Source organism: uncultured Subdoligranulum sp., assembly GCF_937890665.1.
In genome coordinates, this window is the sequence record NZ_CALADU010000188.1 from 1 (window position 1) to 6860 (window position 6860).

General features: G+C 53.6%; 4 protein-coding genes. 3 read left to right on the forward strand and 1 reads right to left on the reverse strand.

Annotated features, from left to right (window positions below; translation table 11 throughout):
* Positions 1 to 65: 65 nt before the first annotated feature.
* Positions 66 to 1487, reverse strand: a complete 1422-nt coding sequence (locus Q0526_RS10820) for a glycine--tRNA ligase (protein ID WP_298733426.1) — start codon at positions 1485 to 1487, stop codon at positions 66 to 68.
* A 213-nt stretch (positions 1488 to 1700) separates the two neighbouring features.
* Here Q0526_RS10820 and Q0526_RS10825 point away from each other — a divergent pair, with 213 nt between their 5' ends.
* From Q0526_RS10825 to Q0526_RS10835, 3 genes are all read left to right on the forward strand, one after another.
* On the forward strand, positions 1701 to 4112 hold the full coding sequence (locus Q0526_RS10825; protein WP_298733428.1) for a 6-pyruvoyl-tetrahydropterin synthase-related protein: 2412 nt from the start codon (positions 1701 to 1703) through the stop codon (positions 4110 to 4112).
* Between the two features lie 99 nt (positions 4113 to 4211).
* A complete protein-coding gene (locus tag Q0526_RS10830; RefSeq protein ID WP_298733430.1) occupies positions 4212 to 5924 on the forward strand; it encodes a hypothetical protein in 1713 nt (570 codons plus the stop codon).
* Positions 5821 to 6609 carry a hypothetical protein gene (locus Q0526_RS10835; RefSeq protein WP_298733432.1) on the forward strand — a complete coding sequence of 263 codons (789 nt, stop codon included), beginning with the start codon at positions 5821 to 5823 and terminating at the stop codon, positions 6607 to 6609. Before Q0526_RS10830 ends, Q0526_RS10835 begins: the two co-directional genes overlap by 104 nt.
* Positions 6610 to 6860: the final 251 nt, after the last annotated feature.

The following is a 6860-nucleotide window of genomic DNA, read 5'->3' on the forward strand; positions in this document are numbered from 1 at the left end:
TTATGCCCTTCTAGGGCTAACCCAAGCCCCCGGCTTTGCCGGGGGTTCTGACTAAAAAAGGAAAATCAGAACGCGATCTTTTTGGCGATGTAGTCCTTCAGCTCGCTGATGGGCATACGGACCTGTTCCATCGTGTCGCGGTCGCGGACGGTCACGCAGTTGTCGGCCTCGGTCTTGTCGTCGCCCACAGTCTGGAAGTCCACCGTGATGCACAGCGGCGTGCCGATCTCGTCCTGGCGGCGGTAGCGCTTGCCGATGGAACCCGCGTCGTCAAAGTCCACCATGAAGTCCTTCGCCAGTTCGTTGCGGATCTCCATGGCCTTGTCGGACAGCTTCTTGGACAGCGGCAGCACCGCGCACTTGAAGGGCGCCAAGAACGGGTGCAGGCGCAGCACGGTGCGCACGTCCTCCTTACCCTTGGCGTCCACCATGTGCTCCTCGTCGTAGGCTTCGCACAGGAAAGCCAGCGCCACGCGGTCGCAGCCCAGGGACGGCTCGATGACGTAGGGGATGTAGTGCTCGTTGGTCTCGGGGTCGAAGTACTCCAGGCTCTTGCCGGAAGCCTCCTGGTGGCGGGTCAGGTCGTAGTTGGTGCGGTCCGCAATGCCCCACAACTCGCCCCAGTCGGTGAACGGGAAGGCGTACTCGATGTCGGTGGTGGCGCGGGAGTAGAAAGCCAGCTCGGCGGGCTCGTGGTCGCGCAGGCGCAGGTTCTCTTCCTTGATGCCCAGGCTCAGCAACCAGTTCTTGCAGGTGTCCTTCCAGTAGGCGAACCATTCCAGGTCGGTGTCCGGCTTGCAGAAGAACTCACATTCCATCTGCTCGAACTCGCGGGTACGGAAGGTGAAGTTGCCGGGGGTGATCTCATTGCGGAACGCCTTGCCCACCTGGCAGACGCCGAAGGGCAGCTTGCGGCGGGTGGTGCGCTGGATGTTGGCAAAGTTCACGAAGATGCCCTGCGCGGTCTCCGGCCGCAGATAGCAGGTGGAGGAGGAATCCTCGGTTACGCCGATGGCGGTCTTGAACATCAGGTTGAATTTGCGGATGGGGGTGAAGTCGTGCTTGCCGCAGACGGGGCAGACCACTTCCTCATGGCTGGCGATAAAGGCGTCCATCTCGTCAAAAGTCATGGCGTCCACATCCACGTTCTTGCCCTGTTCGCAGTCAGCGATCAGTTTGTCGGCGCGGTGGCGGCTCTTACAGGCACGGCAGTCCAGCAGCGGGTCCGAGAAGCTGGCCACGTGGCCGGTGGTGACCCACACCTGGGGGTTCATCAGGATGGCGGCGTCCAGCCCGACGTTGTAGGGGCTTTCCTGCACGAACTTCTTCAGCCAGGCCTTCTTCACGTTGTTCTTGAACTCAACGCCCAGGGGGCCGTAGTCCCAACTGTTGGCCAGGCCGCCGTAGATCTCGCTGCCGGGATAGATGAACCCGCGGTTTTTGCACAGGTTGACGATCATATCCAGCGTCTTTTCACTGTTCTTCACTTTTATTACTCCTTCCGCGTAGCTGGCTGCCACGCAAAGCAAATTACCGCGCCGCACGAACCGGGCGCAATAGGCTTATTATAGCATAGGCGGCGGGCGTACACAAGCATGGGATGGCGGCAGCGGTTGAAAAGTGGTCCTGTCGTTGGTATAATTGGAAAGAAACGCGACACAGAAAGTAAAAATGACTCAATAAAGAAGGGCGGCACAGAAATGCGCAGCAAGGGGATCATGGAATGGAAAGAGTGGGTCCAAAAGCATATCCTTCTCAGTATAATCCTGCTGATTCAGGTTTTGTTTTTGCTGTTTTTAGCGGTAGGATTGTTTCGGCCGGCATACTCGGTACGGATGACAGCACAAAACTTTACAGAGGCGATCTCCTCTGCGGCAGGTGATGAATATCAAGTCGCAGTGGATGGCGAAGCGATGCGCTTTACTATTGCGGACGATGTCAAGCGGCTTTCGATTGAGGATGATACAAACGAAACTGTTTTGACTGCGCTGAAGTCAGACGGCTTTGCGCTGCGGTCCGGTGCCTATCTGGTGACGGTCCACTATACAGCAGATTCGACGTCGCCCAGCACGGAAGCGGCAAAGATCCAGCTCAAAGAGCCGCGGTTTACCAAGCTTGTGTACAACGAAAGTATGACGCTGGATGGCGCCGGTAATGAGGTGACCACACGGCTGTGGGTGCCGTTAGGGGCCAATGCACAGGACGTGGAATTGACTCTGACCCCGCGGGGGGAGTGCAACTTTCAAATTGAGGAAATTCTTGTGGAAGAACAGCCGGTTTACCGCTGGGTCCGGCTGCTGGGCTTTCTCCTGCTGTTTGCGGCAGTGGACTTTGTGGGAATTTGGCTTTTTACCGGGAATATGGGCAAACCGTCGGATATTCTGCGACGGTATAAAGTGCCGTTTGCCTTGGGACTGGTATGCCTGCTTGCCTGTCTGCCGTTTTTCTGCGACGGGATTTTGTGGGGTGACGATATGGATTTCCACCTCACGCGTATCGCGCATCTTGCGCAGAGTTTGCAGGAAGGGCAGTTCCCGGTTCGCATGTATACCGATATGCTCAACGGGTATGGCTACGCAGCACCGCTGTATTACTGCGATATTTTCCTGTACATTCCGGCTGTTCTGTTTAACTGTATGCTGCCGCTGCAGACCTGCTACAAAATCTATGGCGTACTGGTGACCGCGGCCACTGCTGCGATCAGTTACACAAGCCTGCGTCATATTCTCAAGCACAAAGAGATCGCTGTGGTAGGAACAGCGTTGTATCTGCTTGCAGGTTATCGGTTGTGCAATGTGCATATGCGGGCAGCGGTAGGGGAGTATACCGCAATGACCTGGCTGCCGTTGTTCGTGTGGGGAATGTACAAAATATATACGCACCAAAAGCCTGCCTGGAGGCAATGGATGCCGCTGGCGGTCGGCATGGCGGGGCTTGTGCTCTGTCATGTGATCTCTTTTGAAATCACATGCGTGTTTTTGCTGATGTTCTGCCTGCTTCGTGCAAAAGAAACTTTCAAGATTTCACGTTTGGGCGCGCTCTGCAAGGCTGCAGGAACCTGTGTGGCGCTCTGCGCCTGGTTCCTGATCCCGATGCTGCATTCGATGGCAACTCAGAAAATTCTGGGCACGCAGGCGCTGCCGGCAGATTTTCAGAGCAACGGGGTATCCCTAAATCAACTGCTTGAGCTTTTCCCTTTCCAGAAATACAGCAACTCACTGGGGGCGCTTGGTGCCGCTGTGACGATCGGCACGCTGATCGCTGTCTTTGTGCTGGCGCAACGGGCCCGTTGGAAGCGGCTTCCTCAAAATGTTCTTCGACTGCTACAATGCAGTTTGCTTCTGGGCGTTTTGTCGGCTGTATTCGCTCTCAATGCATTCCCCTGGAACAGCCTGCTGAGCCACGTGGAAGGAACGTTTGTCCATAAAATTTTGGCTCTGGCGCAATTTCCCTGGAGATATTTGACGATCAGCACGATTCTTCTGGTAGTGGCGGCTGCTGCGGCGTTGCATATCTTACAGCAAAACCGGCCCGAACTGTACCGAAAGGCCCAGACTCTTTTGCTGTCCACGGCGGTGTTGTATACGGCTTTGTTTAGCTACAATCTTTTTCAAGTGCGTACAGAGGTCGTCAAATATGATCCTATTGCGCGGGACGAAAACACCATCGGCATGGCAGAATACAAACTGCCGGGTGATGCGGACCTGAATTACGCCCGACCTCAATCGGAAAATGCTGACTTGCAGATCAAGTGGTATGACAAAACGGACGGCATAGCCCACATCACATTGGAGAATACCGGGGATGCAGAAGCAACGGTCACGCTGCCGATATTCGACTATGGCAATTATCATGCAGTGGATACCGAAGGCACCGAGTGGCCGATGACGATGTCGGAAGATTCCCTGCTGCAAATCACCGTCCCTGGCGGGTACAGCGGCGCGATCTCGATAGAATACAAAGAGCCGCTCCTGTGGAGAGCGGCTGAGCTGGTATCTCTTGCAACCTGCGGCGGCGTGCTGGCGCTTTGGCTGCGCGACAAGAAGAAGCGGAAATCACAACAACTGCCGGGCGATTTCAAGGGCCAGGTCCAGCAGGGCGGAACGCTGTAAACGGCAGGTAGCAACAGGGCATGCTATAATCAACTTTATAATACGGGATTATATGGCCTGCAGTCATAAACTGTGGCTGTCCCGAAAGGCGGATCATCAATGAGAAGTAAAAGAAAAGTATGTGCAGTATGGCGATGGTTGCAGAGGCATAGAATATTTTCCGTTGTATTGCTGCTACAGCTCGTGACGTTATTATGGCTGATGGCAGGGCTGTTCCAAGCAGAGGCGGAGGTCAAAGTCCTGCCACAAAATTTTGGAGAATCGGCCCAAAAGAACAGTAGTGATTACCCGGATGAATACACGGCAGAGTTGACCGACAATGGGCTGCAGGTAAAAGTAGCAACGGAGTTCAAAGAGTCAGCGGATAAGCAGGATGCTCAATTGCCGGTGCTGCTTTCTGAACCCGTTGCGTTAAAATCCGGGGCCTATAAAATGGAAATCGCGTATGAAACGGACTCTGACACCGCAGGAGAAACGGCTGCGCGGGTAACACTGGAGGACAGACGCCTCAAAGAGCTGGTGCACGGCGACGAGGTCCTGATGCGTGGCGCAGATTATACGGCAGAAGGGCGCATATGGGTACCACTGGGGGCGGATGCTTCGGACGTTGTTGTGCAAATCACGCCTCAAGGTGACTGTGATTTCACGATCCAAAGCATTGTCTTGCACGAACAGTGGAGCTATCGGGTGGTGCGCTTATTGGCCTGTCTGCTGATTTTTGCCGCTGTGGATGCTGGGGGACTCTGTCTCTTTGCAGAAGGGGTGAGAGGCTGCCGCAGGTTCTGTAGGACGCATCGGGTACTGCTGCTTCTTACATTGGTTTGCCTGCTGGCTTGTTTTCCACTTTTTGGTGATGGGCTATTGAAAGGTGATGACCGTTCCTTTCATTTGACACGAATCGTTCAAGTGGCTTATTCCATGGAAGCAGGACAATTCCCCGTGCGACTGTACACAAATGCCATCAACGGGTTTGGCTATGCTTCACCGCTATATTATTGCGATCTCTTTTTGTATCTCCCGGCAATACTTTACAACTGTATGGTTCCGCTGCAACTTTGCTATAAGATCTATGCTGTAGTGGTAACTGCGCTTACCTGTGTATTTTGCTATCAGGGATTGAAGCATTTGAATCTTTCGATCCAAGCGGCTGTGGCGGGTACGACGCTTTATTTGTTGGCAGGCTACCGGCTGGTAAATGTGTTTCTGCGCTTTGCAGTTGGCGAGTATACAGCCATGATGTGGCTGCCGTTGGTGATATGGGGAGTCTATGCGATCTATACCCATGAAAAAGCTACCTGGAAAGACTGGTTGCCATTGGCGGTGGGAATGGCGGGCATTGTGCAGTGCCATGTGATCTCTTTTGAATTGGTTTGTTTGTTCCTTGCATTTTTCTGCTTGTTGGCTGTGAAGAGGACGTTTAGAGTCAGCACACTTTTGGCTTTGGCAAAAGCGGCACTGGTGGCGTTGGAACTGAGCCTTTGGTTCCTTATTCCAATGCTGTGGTCAATGGCGACGCAGGATATTGAAGTTACCAAACGCTTTGCGACAGATTTCCAGACAAACGGAACGTCTTTGTACCAGATGTTGGGACTGTTCTCTGGCCAGAAGGACTCTAATTCGCTGGGAACCTTAGGGGCGGCCATGGTGCTGGGGGCGCTTTTGACGGCAGGACTGTTGGGGCAAACAATATCCGCGAAAGAAGCTTATAATGCAGTGTGCATTGCTGATGAGCGGCATCTGCGTTTTGTTTGCGTGGAATTTGTTCCCCTGGAACAGCTTGCTGAGCCATGTGGAAGGAACATTTCTTCATAAAGTGCTTACTTTGCCGCAGTTCCCGTGGAGATACCTGACGATTGCAACGATGCTGCTAAGCGTGGCGGCAGCAGTTTCGCTGGAAGTTCTGAGAAAGTGGAAACCTGCGGTGTATAAGCCGGTACTGATTGGCTTGACGACGGTGGCTGTACTCTACACGGCTCTGTTTGGATATAACCTGTATCAGGTCCGAACCCAGGAAACATTCTATACGGCAATTCCTCAAAACAAAAATTCTATCGGAACCGGGGAATATCTTCTGCCGGGAGCGGTGGATCGAAACCGCATCCGCCCGCAGTCGGATCAGCAATCGCTGGTGGTCAAATGGTACGACAAAGTCGATGGCGTGACATACATCACGCTGGAAAATAACAGCGACGAAGAAGCTACGGTGGTTCTTCCGATTTATGATTATGGCAATTATTACGCACAGGATACGGAAGGTACGCAGTTCCCCTTGGAAATGACGGAAAATTCCCTGCTGCAAATCACCGTCCCCGGCGGGTACAGCGGTGCGATCTCGATAGAATACAAAGAGCCGCTCCTGTGGAGAGCGGCTGAGCTGGTATCTCTTGCAACCTGCGGCGGCGTGCTGGCGCTTTGGCTGCGCGACAAGAAGAAGCGGAAATCACAACAACTGCCGGGCGATTTCAAGGGCCAGGTCCAGCAGGGCGGAACGCTGTAAACGGCAGGTAGCAACAGGGCATGCTATAATCAACTTTATAATACGGGATTATATGGCCTGCAGTCATAAACTGTGGCTGTCCCGAAAGGCGGATCATCAATGAGAAGTAAAAGAAAAGTATGTGCAGTATGGCGATGGTTGCAGAGGCATAGAATATTTTCCGTTGTATTGCTGCTACAGCTCGTGACGTTATTATGGCTGATGGCAGGGCTGTTCCAAGCAGAGGCGGAGGTCAAAGTCCTGCCACAAAA